Source organism: Mesorhizobium sp. INR15 (genome assembly GCF_015500075.1).
In the GTDB taxonomy this organism is placed as follows: domain Bacteria; phylum Pseudomonadota; class Alphaproteobacteria; order Rhizobiales; family Rhizobiaceae; genus Mesorhizobium.
Genome location: NZ_CP045499.1, coordinates 1 through 15,893, shown reverse-complemented (window position 1 = coordinate 15,893; position 15,893 = coordinate 1). Strand labels below are relative to the sequence as shown.

The 15,893-nt window shown below is 57.9% G+C and carries 15 protein-coding genes and 1 pseudogene; 3 read left to right on the top strand and 13 right to left on the bottom strand.

Annotated features, from left to right (window positions below):
* Window positions 1-48: 48 nt before the first annotated feature.
* Window positions 49-231 (bottom strand): annotated as a pseudogene (locus tag GA829_RS34230) (IS110 family transposase); the annotation flags it as partial.
* A 235-nt stretch (window positions 232-466) separates the two neighbouring features.
* Between GA829_RS34230 and GA829_RS37705 the strand changes: the two are divergent.
* From GA829_RS37705 to GA829_RS34215, 3 genes are all read left to right on the top strand, one after another.
* Window positions 467-1,192, top strand: coding sequence for a spore coat protein U domain-containing protein (locus GA829_RS37705; RefSeq protein WP_374940446.1), 726 nt, complete (start codon window positions 467-469; stop codon window positions 1,190-1,192).
* A gap of 21 nt (window positions 1,193-1,213) precedes the next feature.
* A complete protein-coding gene (locus tag GA829_RS34220) occupies window positions 1,214-1,924 on the top strand; it encodes a plasmid pRiA4b ORF-3 family protein (RefSeq protein ID WP_258052439.1) in 711 nt (236 codons plus the stop codon).
* A 260-nt stretch (window positions 1,925-2,184) separates the two neighbouring features.
* Complete coding sequence (locus GA829_RS34215; protein ID WP_195180223.1) at window positions 2,185-3,585, top strand: ISKra4 family transposase; 1,401 nt, start codon at window positions 2,185-2,187, stop codon at window positions 3,583-3,585.
* 615 nt (window positions 3,586-4,200) lie between these two features.
* Here the strand turns inward: GA829_RS34215 and GA829_RS34210 are convergent.
* From GA829_RS34210 to GA829_RS34155, 12 genes are all read right to left on the bottom strand, one after another.
* Window positions 4,201-5,094 carry a c-type cytochrome gene (locus tag GA829_RS34210; RefSeq protein WP_195180222.1) on the bottom strand — a complete coding sequence of 298 codons (894 nt, stop codon included), beginning with the start codon at window positions 5,092-5,094 and terminating at the stop codon, window positions 4,201-4,203.
* An 18-nt stretch (window positions 5,095-5,112) separates the two neighbouring features.
* Window positions 5,113-5,871 (bottom strand): cytochrome c oxidase assembly protein, encoded by a 759-nt coding sequence (locus GA829_RS34205; RefSeq protein ID WP_195180221.1) that lies wholly within the window; start codon window positions 5,869-5,871, stop codon window positions 5,113-5,115.
* 529 nt (window positions 5,872-6,400) lie between these two features.
* Complete coding sequence (locus GA829_RS34200; protein WP_195180220.1) at window positions 6,401-7,000, bottom strand: cytochrome c oxidase subunit 3; 600 nt, start codon at window positions 6,998-7,000, stop codon at window positions 6,401-6,403.
* Window positions 6,993-8,933: a cytochrome c oxidase subunit I gene (gene ctaD, locus GA829_RS34195; RefSeq protein WP_195180219.1), complete on the bottom strand. Its 1,941-nt coding sequence runs from the start codon at window positions 8,931-8,933 to the stop codon at window positions 6,993-6,995. Before ctaD ends, GA829_RS34200 begins: the two co-directional genes overlap by 8 nt.
* The gene (coxB, locus tag GA829_RS34190) at window positions 8,930-9,910 is read right to left on the bottom strand and encodes a cytochrome c oxidase subunit II (RefSeq protein WP_258052438.1); all 981 of its coding nucleotides are present in this window, start codon (window positions 9,908-9,910) and stop codon (window positions 8,930-8,932) included. The genes ctaD and coxB overlap by 4 nt, the downstream gene beginning before the upstream one ends.
* A gap of 5 nt (window positions 9,911-9,915) precedes the next feature.
* Complete coding sequence (locus GA829_RS34185; protein WP_195179918.1) at window positions 9,916-10,455, bottom strand: c-type cytochrome; 540 nt, start codon at window positions 10,453-10,455, stop codon at window positions 9,916-9,918.
* Between the two features lie 16 nt (window positions 10,456-10,471).
* Window positions 10,472-12,298 carry a PQQ-dependent dehydrogenase, methanol/ethanol family gene (locus GA829_RS34180; protein ID WP_258052431.1) on the bottom strand — a complete coding sequence of 609 codons (1,827 nt, stop codon included), beginning with the start codon at window positions 12,296-12,298 and terminating at the stop codon, window positions 10,472-10,474.
* Between the two features lie 61 nt (window positions 12,299-12,359).
* Window positions 12,360-13,484 carry a pyrroloquinoline quinone biosynthesis protein PqqE gene (gene pqqE / locus GA829_RS34175; RefSeq protein WP_195179920.1) on the bottom strand — a complete coding sequence of 375 codons (1,125 nt, stop codon included), beginning with the start codon at window positions 13,482-13,484 and terminating at the stop codon, window positions 12,360-12,362.
* Entirely contained in the window at window positions 13,481-13,777 is a 297-nt protein-coding gene (gene pqqD, locus GA829_RS34170; RefSeq protein ID WP_195179921.1) for a pyrroloquinoline quinone biosynthesis peptide chaperone PqqD, read from the bottom strand. The genes pqqE and pqqD overlap by 4 nt, the downstream gene beginning before the upstream one ends.
* Entirely contained in the window at window positions 13,774-14,532 is a 759-nt protein-coding gene (pqqC, locus tag GA829_RS34165) for a pyrroloquinoline-quinone synthase PqqC (RefSeq protein WP_195179922.1), read from the bottom strand. The genes pqqD and pqqC overlap by 4 nt, the downstream gene beginning before the upstream one ends.
* A complete protein-coding gene (gene pqqB / locus GA829_RS34160) occupies window positions 14,529-15,467 on the bottom strand; it encodes a pyrroloquinoline quinone biosynthesis protein PqqB (protein WP_195179923.1) in 939 nt (312 codons plus the stop codon). The genes pqqC and pqqB overlap by 4 nt, the downstream gene beginning before the upstream one ends.
* A gap of 121 nt (window positions 15,468-15,588) precedes the next feature.
* On the bottom strand, window positions 15,589-15,684 hold the full coding sequence (locus tag GA829_RS34155; protein ID WP_195179924.1) for a pyrroloquinoline quinone precursor peptide PqqA: 96 nt from the start codon (window positions 15,682-15,684) through the stop codon (window positions 15,589-15,591).
* Window positions 15,685-15,893: the final 209 nt, after the last annotated feature.

Below are 15,893 nucleotides of genomic sequence, written 5' to 3'. Positions count from 1 at the left end.
CCGTTCGGGCGAAAGCTCTGCTTGTGCTCCTTCGATGTTCTTGGCCGTTCACGCCGCCAGGGCGGCAGGCTCCTTTCCAAAGCGGAATTCGGTCGCGTCGGCCCACATGCGGTGCAGGATGACCGCCAGCTTGCGGGCCACGGCCACGCGCGCCCGCGCCATGCCGCGGCGCTTGGCTATCGCCATGCCCCATGCTCTCAGGCTCGACCATTTCTTCGAGCGCACGAGCCAATTATAACGCCCGAGCCTCGCGACTTGTTCGATAGTCGTTGGAAGGGCACTTTGAGAAGCGAAAAGAAATTGCGCGATCACCGTGGCATCGATCGCTTCAAGTTGACCAACCAGTGCATCGGCTGGCGGCACCGATAGTCTGGACTATCAGCTTTACCTGGACGCTGCCAGAACCAGCGTCTGAGGGTCTGATCCATGGCCTTACCGTAAGGCCGTATGTCCTCCTGTGGTGAGGATGGGCTCGGCTCGTCCGAGCAACCCTCGGACGCGCAGTGGAGGGCGAGCCACCTCATCGGCAGAAGCCGACATACGGTCTTACGCCTTACCAGGCCCGGGGCCCCCGGTTTTCGGTTTGACGATAGGCTTTGGTGGAAGTGCCTCCGGAAGCAAGCTGATTTATGGAGGGCTTTTGGTGGACAGTCGGCGTCGGCGTCGCCGCCTTCCACCCACCTGCGACAGCCAAGTGGAGATCCGATATCGCTACAATGATGGCCAAGGCTGCAATTTCGGTTTCGGCACCATTGCAAAACCAGGTTTTAACGTCACGGCAACAATCCTGAAAAATTGCCTGCTTGTCACTCAGAACGTCGATTTCGGATCGACTGGGGTTTTAGGTAGGAATGTTGATGCCACCAGCCAAATCGTTGCCACGTGTTCGCCGGGAACGAAAAGAGCTGCGTTCGATCGAGATCGACCACTTCCATGCAAGGACGTTTTTCCAACTTGCTTGCCGGCCGTGCCATCCCGTCTAAACTGCGGCATGGACATCAAAGGGTTGGTTTTCGAGATTCTGGCTTGGCTCCAGGTCCAGCTTGCTGAACTTGCGCAACTTTGGTCGCTCTATCAACTCGCGATCATCCTGGCGCTTTTCACCTTTGCTAGGCTAGCGGCAAGTCGGGTGGAACTTGGGAGCATGAGGATTTGTGGGGCATGGTTAAACGAAGTATGCCGTCCCCGTTGAATTTCGATGGGATCGGCGGGTGTGAAGAGCGCAAAACGGGCAGCAAGGAAAACTGTCGGAAAGGCGGCAGCCTCGGAGGATGAGGTTTTCATCCTGCAGTTCCGCGTCTGGCTAAATAACGTGAACCCGATGGTGTGGCGTCGGGTTCAGGTTGCCTCGACGACGACGCTGCGCGAATTTCATGGCGTCCTTCAGGTCGTGATGGGATGGGAGGGCATCCACCTTTACCAATTCATCATTCACACGGCGCGGTACGGCTCGTGGGAGACGGGTGCCCGTTCCCCGACCATGACGCTTGGCGAATTGAAGCTGCGCAAAGGCAGCCGGTTCCTGTACGAATACGACCTCAACATTCCCTGGAAGCACGAGATCCGGCTGGAGGAGCGCCAGCCAGTCAAACCTGGCGCTCACTATCCGGCATGCAAGGGAGGAGACGGCGACTGCCCGAAGGAAGACTGCGGTGGGCCGGAAGCCTGGATGTGGCGGCAGGACAACGCCTTCGGCTACGAGACAATGAACGACCTGGAGATCACGACGGATTTTCTGCGGGAAGTCGCCGAAACGAAATCCCTTGCCGTGCTGGACGATCCAGACCACGCCGAGGAACTTCGCGCCTCGCTGGGGAGGCTGAAGGAGCGCGCAAGCTGGCTGGGAGACCGCTTCGAACGCCGGAAAACGAATGAATGCCTGCAACAGGGTGAACATCTCAACCTTATGCATCAGCAGATGTGAGGGTTCTGGCGTCTCGATCTTTCGAAAGCAGGTCGACCGCCAGGGGGCCACATCATCACCGCGATCGGGCTGGATCTCCGTAAGCAACGCTCGTGCGGCCGGATCCGCAACCCTGATCGAATTTCCGGCGCAGGAGCACGGCGGTAACCCGTATTCGATATCACTGTTTCCAGCACGGCCGAAGAGCGCAAACGGATGTTTTGCAGGCATCAGGTTTTCCACTTCGGCCATTCTGGAAAACTCGATCTTGGAGTGATGACATGCGGGCGCGACTGGTATTGCAGATGATGGACGACAACGGCGTGCCGCTCGCAACCGAAACGGTCGCCTATCTGGTGAAAGAGACGAAAGGGGCTGAGGACCTCGGTCTGTCGCTATCTGAGGCGAAGACCCTTCTGGCGAAGCTGCAGCAGGCGCTGGTGGAGACGCAGGTGGAATTGTGGCTCCAGGAAAACCGCGATCTTGATGGTCGCCGCCTGCGCAGCAAGGGAAGTTATCCCGTCACTTTCCACACTCTGTTCGGCGACGTGCGGCTGAAGAGCCCGCGCTATTACCTGCCCCCGATGGCCACAGGAAACGGCCCCACAACAATCTCACCTCTACGGAAACTGATCCCCGACCATATCGCGCCCGAACGCCTCTATCTGGAGACCCGATGGGCCTCGCTCGTGCCCTATGCTGCCGCAGCCGAATTGCTGGCCGACGTTCTGCCGATCACTTGCGGCGCCAATGCCACGACGGTTCGGCAGCATGCGTTGCGCTCGGCCCGCCGTATCGAGCGGGAGCTGACGGAAGAAAGAGTCTCCTTCATGCAGGATGCTTGCCCGCGCGACTGGATGAACCTCCCCATTCCGGATGGCCGCATCGTCATAGGTCTGGATGGCGGATACATCCGCGACCGCAAAGACCGGAAGAAGAACTTCGAGCTGATCGTCGGCCGCTCGCTGCCCGAAGACGGTGATCCACGCTACATTGGTTTCGTCCACGGCTACGACCGTAAGCCGCAGCGGCGCATCCTCGATCATCTCAAAAAGCAGGGCGTGCAGGCGAATCAGGATATTACTTTCATCACAGATGGCGGCGACGAGGTCCGATCGCTCGCCGAGATGATCGCGCCGGCCAGTGAGCACGTCCTCGACTGGTTCCATATCACCATGCGCATCACGGTCCTTCGCCAGTTCGCGCAGGGACTCGAAAATCACGACGAGCAGGCCGGACAAGACATGCTTGAAGCTCTACGCAAGATCAAATGGTATCTCTGGCACGGAAATACGTACCGGGCCCGCGACGAAATCGCCGACTTGCAATTCGATGCGGAAGGCATCGACACAGACTATCCGAATATGCGCAAGTTCCTGACCGCTATCGGTGAGTTCCAGGTCTACATCGCCTCCAACAGTACGAGCCTGATCAATTATGGCGAGCGCTACCGGTCCGGCGAACGCATCTCCTCGGCTTTCGTCGAGGCGACCGTCAATGCCGTTATCTCCAAGCGGTTCGCCAAGAAACAGCAGATGCAATGGAGCAAAGTCGGCGCGCATCTCTTGCTGCAAACCCGCACCCAAACCCTTGACGGCTCCCTGCACTCGACCTTCCGGCAATGGTATCCAGGCATGGTCAACGACAGTCAGGAGCACAGAGTAATAGCCAGTGCCGCATGACCGCCCCACAAATCCTTATGCTCCCCAATATGGTAGGCGAACTTGATCAGCGTCGACAAACGTGAACTCAGTTTCAGCGAGTCGTGAAGCCGTTGCGAAATCGTTGCGAAAAATTCACAAACGGTATCTTCTTTCGGAATGCCGACAAGGCTTTGGCGCGGCGTCGGTCATGCCATGCGAGACGAAATCGGTATTTATGTCGGCGGCCAGCCTGTCGGCATCGAAAATTCCAGACCTTACCTGAGCCACTGAGTTCAAGTCGTCTATCCCATTTTGCCGCTTAGCGCGCCGACCCCGGCCACGGCACGGTGGGCTTTTTCACTATTCGACCCGTGGCGGGCTGGCACCATTGCGAATGGTGTGGTCGAACGTTCGCTGCTTTCCGCGCTCTTCGGTTAAGTTGATCCAATCCGGCTGGCGGCCGACCGCGCTCGTCCCAAAGCCCTTGACATCAACGGCCCATTACCAACGTCCGGAATCTAGCGAAACCCCCGACTAAAGTGATGATTGGCTAAGCATGCAGCCATGGAGGTGTGACGTTGACCCCCTCCTGTTGAAAACAGTGGATGGGGTTTTTCGTTTTTGGGTTCTTACGAAGCCAACTTGGACTGCGGCCTATTTCAAATTCAAGAGATAATCGGCGACTGCCTTGCGATCATCATCCGTCCAATGTGAAGTTTCGTCGGAAATCACCAATCCCATTTCGCCGCCCACCTTGCCGGCGTTGGGAGTTAGACCTGTTTTGAGGGTTTCCGCGAAGCTGTCTCTCGTATAACCGTCCTGTAGCAGTGCAAGCACTGTGAGTGGTGGCGCTTTTCCTCCGGGACCGCCGCCGGAATTTCCGGTGAACCTCTTGCCGCTAGTAACCGCACCGAGCGCGTTGAGCGGCGAGTGACAGGCCACGCAATGCGTGAGGCCGTTGGCAAGGTAAGCGCCGCGGTTCCAGGACGCCGAATGGGACGGATCGTCGTGATAGCGATGCGGTGAGAAGAAGAGGTTCTTCCATCCAGAAACCAGAAGCCGAATATTGAAAGGGAAGATCACTCGATTGGGCGGCGTCGTGTGGGCAATCGCAGGCGTCGCCATGACGGCCGCGTAGAGATCAACAACGTCTTGATCGCTCATCAGCGTCAAATCATTGTAGGGGAAGACGGGGTACAGATTTCCCCTTGGGCTATTGCCGTTGCTCAGCGCATCGGAAAATTGCGCGAGCGTCCAGTTTCCTATGCCGGTTTGCTTATCCGGCGTGATGTTGGGCGGATAAAATGTTCCAAACGGTGTCGTCAATGGTTTGCCGCCGGAAAGTGCCGCGCCGCTGTTTTCGTGGTCCGTGTGACACGAACCGCACCCGGCGAGACGGATTATATATGCGCCGCGGGCGGCGTCGCCCGCCAGCGCCAAGTTGCGTGGGGGTCCCGTGACGGGCTTCAAAAAATAGGTTGCTGTGGCCAACCCCAAAAGGGCCACCGCCGCGATCGACCATTTCCAGCGGGCGCCTATATTCACCATGATGCCTCGGGCTCGATGCTATCTGACATGGGTGCGACTGTTTCCCAACATACGCGACAATGCCCAGATGGTGCTGCCGAGATAGACGAAAGACGCAGGGATGCACATCAGCACGCCGGCCAGTACCTGGTCGTCAAGCCCATTGCCGGAATAGGCAGCGTAAAGCGGATGAGGAGCAAACATAATCAACGCCGAAAGGAACGAGCCTTGTATGCCGACCAATGAGACGAGGACGACCGCCATTGCTGGGCTGAGGCGTCGCTTGCCACTGGTGAGTACCACGCGCCAGAAAAACGTGGCGGCCACCAAAAGCGTGACGTGTTCACAAACGTGGACGGCTTCGTTGCCAAGAGCCCAATCATAGGCCGCTGGAATGTGCCAGAACCACATCGTGACAACGAAGAAGCCTGCGGCTATCCAGGCGGCAACCTCCTTGTGGGCTGCTTGTTTCATGCCCGGGAATGCGGCGATTGCCTGCCCGATATAACGCCTGGTTGAAATTGGAAACGCTCGCAAAATGACAAGATGGCTATTCGAATATGCGAGGAGCGGCGCAACCGCGAGAATGAGCAGCAGATGTTGAAACATGTGGACCGAAAACAGCTCTTCCGAAAGCGCGTCGACAGGTGACAGAAGTGCTAAAACAAGAGCTAGAACAGCAGCAAAAAACGCCAGCACCCTAGGCTTGCTGACCGCCCATTTCGGATGTCGGCTCGAGAGCATTGTCACGAGCCCCGTCAGATACAGCGCCATCAGAATGGCAATCAGCGTCTCCACCAGTGGATCTCCAAACCATGAAGTCCAGAGGGCCGAGCCGGATTCGCGAGCAAATGCGGGGCTGGCGATTCCCGCCACTGCCGCAGTCAGAAAAAGGGGACGACGCATGGCGAGACCAGATAAGGGACGAGCAGCGCGAACAGAGCGCCGGCGAGAAAGATGGAACTCGAAACAAGGCCGCAAAGCCCAAGGAATCGGGTTCGGCCAGCCCCCGCCGTCAATGCCTCATGATGGTCACCGGGAGCTTCCGCTCGAGTAAGCCGCCATGTTCGGTGCGCGGAGAACAATCCAAAGAGACAGATTGCCACTGCAATCACCGCGATGATTGCAGTGGGCACAGTGAGGAACGGTATGATCGCAGCGGCGGGGGCTTTAGGGCAACGATCGCCGTTTAGAAAATATGAAACCAGCAATTGCAATAGCCACGCTCCCGGTGCCGCGAAAAGCCCCGCCAGGACCAGACGGTAAGGCGCGACATGGCGCAGAGGCGCAGGGTGCTGAACTCGCTTGGCAAGGGGGTGCAGCGCGCTCATGAGAATTGAGGGACCACATAGGCGGTGATGAAGACAACGATCCATACCACATCGACGAAGTGCCAGTAGAGCGCGCCAAGTGCGATATGCTCGTGATGCACGCCCCTGAACCGGCCCATAAGCGTCCAGACCAGAAGCATCGTCAGGATCAGTAGTCCCACCGCGACGTGCGCCATATGCACGCCGGTGAGAATGAAGAACGCGGAGCTATATGCACTGGTCGAGAGCACGATGCCTTTTCCCGCCCATTCGAAGGCCTGAATGATGATGAAGGCGGAGCCAAGGATTATCGTCCCTGCCAGCGCCAGCGCAAATCTGAGGCTGTTCCCGGTCTGCCGGAATTGGCTTTGGCCCCAGGCGACCACGAAGCTGCTGGCGACCAAGATAACGGTGTTGGGGATCACGAGCTTCAGGCTCGGCGGTCCCGATGGCGGCCAGGGACCGGTCTGCTGCGAGCCGAGATAGACGTAGCTGAAAATCAGATAGACAAACAGGATTGCCTCGGTCGCGATGAGGCAGGCCATTCCCCACCACGCGGTGGAAACAGTTCCGGACCCGCCAACCGGTAGTGTTTCGCTGGCTGTTCGGTCAGTCATGGATTTCGACCTCTTCCAATGCCGCGTGTGGCTCCGGCGTCAGCCATAGTGCCAGAACGCCGAATTCGCATACGGCGCCAAGGGCGACCAACCAGATGACTTGCGCCAACAAACCGAAAAACAACCCCGTCATGCCGACCGAGAGCAAGAACGGCAGAATGCTATCACCGGGCATCTTCAATACGACATTGGGCTCGGCATCGAGCGGTGTCACACCGATTGTCTCCTTGCCTTTATCCAGGACCATTCCGTCACGAACGGCATCGCCGATTATCGACCTCTCTTCGGTCTCCTTAAGGCGATCCTCCCACAGCGGATAACGCGAGGCGACTTGAGGAATCGTCGCAAAATTATAGACAGGCGGCGGAGACGTGGTCGCCCATTCAAGGGTTGGTGCGTCCCATGGGTTGTCGCCTGCCGGCGCACCGGATTTGAGACTTTTTGCAACGTTGATCAGGAATAGAAAAACACCCACGGCGAAGACAAACGCGCCGAGGGTCGACAACATGTTCAACCATCCGACGCCCATGTCCGCTGGATAGGTATAGATACGTCGAGGCATGCCCATCAGACCAGTTACATGCATGGGAAAGAACGCGGCGTTGAACCCGATGAACATGGTCCAGAAGGTCCATTTGCCCAGCCGCTCGTCCATCATCCTGCCGCTCATTTTTGGGAACCAGAAATGCAGCCCGCCGACGACCGGGAAGACATTTATCCCGAGCAAAACGTAGTGGAGATGAGCGACGATAAAGTAGGTGTCGGTCAATTGCCAGTCGAGTGCGACCGATGCCGTCATGAAGCCCGAAACCCCGCCGATGACGAACAGCATGATAAAGCCGGTGAAGAAAAGGAATGGCGTTGTGAATTGAAGTTTGCCCGTCCAGATGGTTGCGATCCAGGCGAACACGGCGATCGCGCTGGGAATTGCGATGATGAAACTCGCTGCACTGAAGAACGACAGGGACATTACCGGAAGCCCTGTCGCGAACATGTGATGTACCCACACGCCGAAGCCCAGGATCATCGTCGCCACGGTCGAGATCGCGACCAACGTATAGCCAACCAGTGGTCGACGGCAGAAGACCGGGAGTGCGTCGGAAACGATGCCCATTGCTGGCAGGACAAGCGCATAGACCCAGGGGTGGCCAAATATCCAGAACAGGTGCTGCCAAAGCAAAGGCTGACCGCCGCCTTTAACGTCAAAGAAATGGGTGCCATATCGACGATCGAGCCAGAGCATGGCGCAGGCGAGGCTGACCGCTGGAACCGCGAGCAAATTTGCAGCCGAGGCCGTGAGCGTGCCCCAGACAAGTATCGGCAGCCGGTTGACGGACATTCCGGGCGCACGACATCTCAGAAGCGTCACGATGAAATTCGCTGAACCCACCACGGTTGAAATGCCGAGAAAGACCAGTCCAAGCGCAAACACGTCCATGTTGATGCCTGGGTCGTATTCGAGGCTCGTGTTTGGCACGTATGCGAACCAGCCACCATTTGGCGCCTGACCAAGCGGAAAGCTGATGTAGAGGAAAATGCCCGCAAACAGAAAAACCCAATAGCTCAAGGCATTCAGTCGCGGAAAAGCCATGTCGCGCGAACCCAGCATCAGCGGCCAGAGGTAGTTGGAAAAACCCGACAGCATCGGCAATGCATAGAGGAACATCATGGTCGTGCCATGCATCGAGAAAAGCTGGTTGTAGGCATCCGGCGATAGAATTTTCAGGTCCGGCTGCGCCAACTGGACCCGCATCGCCAGCGCTTCGATCCCGCCGATCACCAGGAAGAAAAACGCTGTGCACAGATACCGAATTCCGATGGTCTTGTGATCAACGGTTGCCAACCAGCCGTACAGACCGGGAGCTGTTTCCCAGATATCGAGCAGTTTCTGGCGCGTGGAGGTAACTTCCATATTGGGCTGGACGGTGGTCATTTCAGCCCCTCCAGATAGGTGGTGACGTCGTCGATCTCACTGGCGAGCATATGGAGTTCCGGCATCTTTACGCCCGGCTTGATGGTCTGCGTGTTGTTGATCCATTTTGCCAGATTGGCGGGCGTATTGGTCATCAGACCTGAAGCGATCGTCTCGCGGTCTCCGAAATGCGACAGGTCAGGTCCTAGAATGCCTCCGGCGGGAGTACCCCTTATCGTGTGGCAGGCAGCGCAGCGCACCAGGAATGTCTTAAGGCGCGGATCATCCCCTGATCCTGCGGTTGGCAGAAGCTGCCGGTCCCACCAAGCCTCGAAATCGGGTTTCGACAGCACGCGCACATTGAACGCCATGTTGGCATGCTGGAGACCGCAGAATTCGCTGCATTGACCGCGAAAGTCGCCGACCTTGTCAGCCTGGAGCCAGGTGACATTGGTGCGCGACGGGATCATATCCATCTTGCCGCCAAGCTTCGGCACCCAGAAGGAATGGATGACATCCTTGGAGGTGAGATTTATCTGGACCGGCACGCCCACGGGGATCACAAGTTGGTTGGCGGTGATGAATTCGCGCGCAGGATTTGACGATCGATATTTGACTGCCCACCACCATTCCTGGCCGATGACATCAATGCTGAGCGCGCTGGCCTGTGCCGGCTGACTGATCGAACTCACCGTAAGGAGCGTCCATACTGCCGAGCCAACGAGAAAGACTGTCGAAATTGCTACGCCAAATCCGATCCATCGAATGGCCGTACGATCATTGACCGGCGTTATCGCGAGATCGTGCGCCCGCCGTCCGCGCCATAGGGCCACGACAAGCAACACGCCGACAACAATGCAGACCGCGATCGAAATTGCCGTGAGGCCGAGGCCAAGGCTGGCAATGGCTCCAGCAATCGGGCTTGTCGCGTCGAGATAGCCGAGTGGAGACCCGCTGCAACCGGAAAGCGCAACGGTGAACAAAAAGAGAGACGCCACGCGCCTCATTGCTTTTGTCCCGCCGGGGCTCCCTGTCCCTGGTCAGCCGCCGCTTGCTGCTTGCCGTCACCCGACGAGGCGCTGAATGTACCGCCCAACGACTGCAGATAAGCGACCAGTTGCCACAAGCTTTGGGGAGGCAGAGCGTTACCCCAAGCCGGCATTCCTTGAGGGCGCCCCTCGTAAATGCTCTTGTAGACATCTATCGGGGTGCCGCCATAACGCCAGGCCGTGTCCGTGAGATCCGGTCCCATCCCACCCTTGGCTTTATAGCCATGACAACCCGCACAGTTCATCGACGTGAAGAGTTTCTTGCCTTCCTGGACAGAGTTAGGATCGTTAGCCAATGGATTCGCGGTGCTGGCACTCAGAGTCGGCGACCTACCCGCGCTCAAGCCCAGGGGGACAACCGCGGCAATTCCTTCCGGATAGGCGACGTCTATTCGATTCTGCGACTGCCTCTGTGTCATAATCAGCCATCCCGTCGCGCCTGCGCCGACAGCCAGGAGGATGAGCACGGCGATAAGAATGCGACCGAGTGACATGGCGAATTCCTGGCGGTTACTGCTGCTGAGTGGCCGCTCCAACGGGGATAGGAGTGGCGTCGGCCGCTGTCTTGACTGTGTCGCCATCGACGGAAAAAACATAGATCGTATTGCCGCGCGGCAGGAAGCCAGGCCGCTCCTTCTGCACCATCGCGGCACCTCCCACTCCGGCGGCAACAGCCACATACTGCCGGTTATCAGGCCCAATATAGGTGATCGGCTGTCCAATGATGCCCGAGCCGAGTTTTTGCGACCAAAGAACTTTGCCCGTCCACGCGTCTAGCGCGCGGAACCATCCATCCGTGGTGCCGTAAAAGATGAGATTGCTCGCCGTGGCAATGACGCCACTCATGACCATGAATTTCTCTGGGACTTCCCAGATCTTCTTGCCATGAGCTGGGTCCCAGGCGATCAGGCCGCCCCAGTTTCCATCGGGGCCGTCCACTGAAAACCGCTCCATCTCCATGCCATCATAGGGCGTACCGGAAATGTAGGAGACTTCGTGGTCCGTCAGGCCCATACAGATGTTGAACACACCGACATAGAGTAAGCCGGTGTTCGGACTGAAGGCCGGCGGCTCCCAGTCCTTCTGCCCTATGTCGGGTGGACAGACCCTGTCGATCTTCACACCGGGCTTGGGCTCGCGGGCCGGATCTACGATCGGCCGTCCAGCCTTCTTGTCGAAGCCGGTGGACCAGTTCTGATAGGCAAAAGTATTGGCCAGCAGCACTTCGCCGGTGTTGCGGTCGATCGTGTAGGCATACGTGTTGCGGTCGAAATGCACCAGAGTCTGACGCATCTTGCCGTCGATCGGCATGTCAAGCAGAACCGCTTCGTTGACGCCGTCATAGTCCCATTGGTCATGCGGGGTGAACTGATAGGCCCACTTGGCCATTCCGGTCTCTGGATCCCGCGCGAACATCGCGCTGGTCCACAAGTTGTCGCCGGGACGCTGGGCCGGCACGCGGGGACCAGGATTGCTGGTGCCATAGTAAATTGTCTTGGTCTTTTCGTCATAGGACACGAACCCCCATGAAGCACCGGCACCCGTGTTCCAGGCGTCCACTGGCCAGGTTTTGATCCCCAGGTCCTTACCCTTCATCCAGTCGTAATAGGGTTTGAAACTGTCGCCGATACGGACATCCGTGTCCGGGCCGACAGCGTGCGCGCGCCAGATTTCCTTCCCGGTGCCGACATCCAGGGCGGCCAACCACCCATTGACGCCCATCTCACCGCCGGAGTTGCCGACGAATACTTTGCCGTCGGCGGCAAAGGCCGATTGGGTCATGGTCACGCCATGTTCCAAGCTATCCAAGGCCGTCCGCCAGACCTCTTTTCCTGTCGACGCATCAACAGCGACAGTGTGGTCGTCGAGGAGATTGTAGATCAATTTACCGTCGGCATAAGCCCAACCCCGAAGAACGGCATCGCAGCAGGCCTTGCCAATTGCCTGGGGGGAAGGATTGGGGTCGAACTTCCACTTGATCGAAGGTCCCGGCTTCGAAAGATCAAGCGCATAGGCCGTGTTGGGATAGGGCGAAACTACATACATCGTATCGCCTACTACCAGCGGCGCGCCCTCATGACCGTATTGCGTGCCGTCCGAGAATGTCCAGGCCACCTTCAGCTTGCCAACATTATCGGGGGTTATTTCTTTAAGAGGGCTAAACCGGGTGTTCGCATAATCGCGTGCCTGACTTGTCCATTCGCCGGGCTTGCCGGCGCCGGCAAAATTTGCCGTGGCGTCCGAGTACGATTTTGGTATCCCCGCCGTAGGTGCTGATTGCGCTTGTCCCGACCCTGTCATGGCAGCTAAAGCCGCTATGGTCAGTAGAATGCGCATGCAACCCTCCCCGCCTTTTCGGATTAACGCCGTGTGGCCTGAACGGTTGCATGCGTTTTTGCTATTTTGAGGGAGGTTGTTGGGCTATGCGGCGATAGACGAACGGGCTGATGTCTTTCTCGCCCGGCACAGCCCCTGACACGGCATTCCTGACCAATATTTCCATACGGGAATGGATGACCGATTTTACGCAAGCCGGGTCTGTTGCCGCGGCATCCCCCGCGATTGCCATCGCTTGGCAGCGACAGCCGCCCCAATCGATTTCGCGCCGATCGCAAGTGCGACAAGGCTCCTGCATCCAGTCGACGCCGCGAAACGCATTGAATGCCGGCGAGTCGCGCCAGATTTCCATGAGGCCGCGGGACCCGAATCGCTCGAAGGAGAGCGACGGTATCGTCTCCGCTGCATGGCATGGAAGCACCGTGCCGTCGGGTGTGACAATGAATGCGTCGCGCGCCCAGCCCCCCATACACGGCTTCGGAAAGGTGGCGAAATAGTCTGGGGTGACGAAGTCAATGTTCATGATGCCCGCCAGCCGCTCGCGCGCCGTCGCCACGATGTCGACCTGCCTGTCGACCGCAGCGCGATCAGGCATCAATGCACCGCGGTTGGTCAACGCCCATCCGGCGTATTGTACATTGGCGATCTCGAGGCGCTCGGCATCAAGCGAAAGTGCAAGTTCAATGAATCCCGGCACCTCTTCGATATTGTGGCGGTGGATGGGTGCGTTGATGGTCAACGGCAAGCCCGCCGCACGAGCGCGTCGCGCGGTGGCGAGCTTCTTCTCGTGGCTACCCCGATGATTGCCGATACGCTCTGTGGTCTCCGGTCTCGCACCCTGAAAACTGAGTTGCAGATGGTCGAGCCCAGCTTCAGCAAATGCCTCGATGCGGCCATCGGCAATGCCGACGCCCGCAGTGATTAGGTTGGTATAAACGCCTTGGGCGGAAAGCCTGGCTATGATCTGCTCGAGATCCCGGCGCAGCGTTGGCTCACCGCCTGACAAATGTACCTGAAGAACGCCAAGTTCGGCGGCCTGCTCGAACAGCTCCAGCCAGGTCCGCGTATCGAGTTCGCGATTAGCCTTCAGCAGTTCGACCGGGTTAGAGCAATAGGGGCATTGCAGGGGGCAGCGATGTGTTAGTTCCGCTAACATGCCGATAGGAGGTAGGAGGGGTGCGCTCATAGCTTGACCAACAGCTGGTCGGACCATCCCTGTAGGAACGCGATGACGTCGGTCGCAACGTCCTCCTCCTGCGCGTCATACTCGGCGGCAAGACCGGCGATGATCTGAGCGACCGAGGAACGCCCATTGCAACGCCGCAATATGTCGAGACTGATCTCGTTCGGCCAAAAAACCTTCTCGGGCGACAGTACGGCGAATGCGCTTCGGACGGGATCGAACTGAATGCGCACGTGTTTTGGCAGGAACGGAACAGAATGTGGTGCCAACAGCGCTCTTTTTCGCAGCTCCGTCATGGCGAAAGTTCCAGACAGAAGGCGCCGGGCGGTATGTTTGTCTTCTCGCCATAGGCATGCTGAAGAGCGTCTAGCATCGCCCAAAGGAGATCGCATTTGAATACGAGGGCATCGACCACCTGCTGCTGTCGCTCCGGCGTGGTGGCATGTTTGAGAACGTATGCCAAGGCGAAGTCGGCATCGCGCGTAGCCTGTTCGGGACGTCGCGTGAAATAAGCCAGCGTGTCCTCGGTGACGTAATCGTATTTAGCCAGCATTGCCGGAACTCGCTCGCCGATTATGGCCGGCGAGAACATCTCCGTCAGTGACGACGCGACCGCCTCCATTAGCGTCCGGTTCGTGCAGAAAGAGAGATAGGCACCGACTGCGAAACGTGTTGCCGGCAGCGCCAGCCGTTCGCTCTTGACGACGTCAGCGTCGAGACCGAGGGAGGTTGCAAGATGCAGCCATCGCTTTATACCCCCACTCCAGCCGTCCGCTCCGTCATGATCCTCGATGCGCCTGCGCCATGCAGCACGAAAGGCGGGATCCTCGGCACGGGCGAGGATCATCGCGTCCTTGCGAGGAATCACGGCTTGGTAACAAAAGCGGTTCAGCGCCCATGCTTGCATCTCCGTTTTCGAGAGTGCGCCGCTGATCATCTTTTGATGAAAAGGGTGACGGTGGTGGTAGCGTTCGGCCCCTACTTGTCTCAGCAGAGCTTCGAGTTTTATGGCCGACAAGCCTCCTTTAGCCGCGCGGTGGAAATCGCTCAAAATTCTATCTCCATTCCGTCGCGGGCCACTTCCCACCCTGCTGCCCGAACTGACATGTATTCGGCCGAGTTCTCATCAAGAACAGGGTTGGTGTTGTTGATATGGATGAAGACCCGGCGACTGATATTCAAATCGGCCAGAGCGGCGATGGAACCTGCGTTGCCCGACATCGCCAGATGGCCCATCCGAACTCCGGATTTATGACTGACACCGGCGGCAATCAACTCATTATCGGCATGGACCGTGCCGTCGAACAACAGGCAATACGCGTCGGTGAGCATTGCACGCAGGACGGCATCGATGCTCGCACAGCCTGGGATATAAAAGACCGCGCCGCCAGCGGTGCCACCAGCAACGCGAATCCCAATCGTGTCACCGGCATTCGAGCTGAAATTCGCATGCGGGTGCTGTCTGTCTTCCAGGTAGAGTGCGATCTTGCCCGATACAGGAAAGCACTCAACCGTCACACCCGTCTCAAGTCCTTCAGCATCGCGGATCGCCACTTCTTCCGCTAGCGGCAGTAAGCGTCTTGGGACAAGTTCCGGATCTAGGACGTTAAAGATAGAATTCGCGTCCAAGGCCGCCAAAACTTGTACCGTCGCATAAATAGCAAAGGGCTGCCGCTCTCGCAAACTGAGCAAGCCGGCGATATGATCGACATCGGCATTAGTGAGTACCACCGCACGGATCGGCGTCGAGCGGAGCTGCGAATTCACGGATGGCTGCAACACCGCCGTCTCCGCGATCTGCTGTCTGATATCGGGTGAGACGTTGAAAAGGACCCAAGCCGCCCCATCGGCCGAGACGGCGGCGCTGGATTGTGTACGTTTATGAATGCCTGCCAAACCAGAACGTGCTGCGCGGCTTAGGTAATAATTACAGTTCCATTGCGGCAAGCCACCGCCTGCGGCAGATCCGAGTATCTTCATGCGCATCAGGACGCCACTCTATTAGAGCAGTCGAATGAATTTTATAGCATTCTTCCGCTGAACGCTAACAGGCCCTTCGACATGGAAGGGGTAGCGCGCCCCGGTTTGGAAGGGCGCGCTTTACTGGCTATTTCTTCGAAGCAATCTCCGCAGGCAAATAGCGCGATATTTCAAAGCCCGCTGCCACCTGGCACATGGTCGGCTTCTTCCAGGTCTTCTTCATAGCTTTCTCCTTTTATACCAAGCGCGTCGGAGTCTGCCGTCACCAACCTAACGATACTTCATGGTGAGGGTTTAAGTGGTTATAAGGCCGTGAGCGGCTTTGCGTTGACACAACGTCGTGATGCGAATCCGGTTCCTCTGGAATTAGCATACGAACTCTTTTGCAACGGGCCCTGGCTGGCGCCTCTCAAAGAGCCCCGTGTTCTCCAA

Excerpts from the sequence above, each read along its gene's own strand:
- GA829_RS34180 (WP_258052431.1), bottom strand. The coding sequence starts at position 12,298 with ATGCGCATTCTACTGACCATAGCGGCTTTAGCTGCCATGACAGGGTCG.
- GA829_RS34155 (WP_195179924.1), bottom strand. The coding sequence starts at position 15,684 with ATGAAGAAGACCTGGAAGAAGCCGACCATGTGCCAGGTGGCAGCGGGC.
- GA829_RS34215 (WP_195180223.1), top strand. The coding sequence starts at position 2,185 with ATGCGGGCGCGACTGGTATTGCAGATGATGGACGACAACGGCGTGCCG.
- GA829_RS34210 (WP_195180222.1), bottom strand. The coding sequence starts at position 5,094 with ATGGTGAATATAGGCGCCCGCTGGAAATGGTCGATCGCGGCGGTGGCC.
- pqqB (WP_195179923.1), bottom strand. The coding sequence starts at position 15,467 with ATGCGCATGAAGATACTCGGATCTGCCGCAGGCGGTGGCTTGCCGCAA.
- GA829_RS34185 (WP_195179918.1), bottom strand. The coding sequence starts at position 10,455 with ATGTCACTCGGTCGCATTCTTATCGCCGTGCTCATCCTCCTGGCTGTC.
- ctaD (WP_195180219.1), bottom strand. The coding sequence starts at position 8,933 with ATGACCACCGTCCAGCCCAATATGGAAGTTACCTCCACGCGCCAGAAA.
- pqqD (WP_195179921.1), bottom strand. The coding sequence starts at position 13,777 with ATGACGGAGCTGCGAAAAAGAGCGCTGTTGGCACCACATTCTGTTCCG.
- GA829_RS34200 (WP_195180220.1), bottom strand. The coding sequence starts at position 7,000 with ATGACTGACCGAACAGCCAGCGAAACACTACCGGTTGGCGGGTCCGGA.
- GA829_RS37705 (WP_374940446.1), top strand. The coding sequence starts at position 467 with ATGGGCTCGGCTCGTCCGAGCAACCCTCGGACGCGCAGTGGAGGGCGA.
- pqqE (WP_195179920.1), bottom strand. The coding sequence starts at position 13,484 with ATGAGCGCACCCCTCCTACCTCCTATCGGCATGTTAGCGGAACTAACA.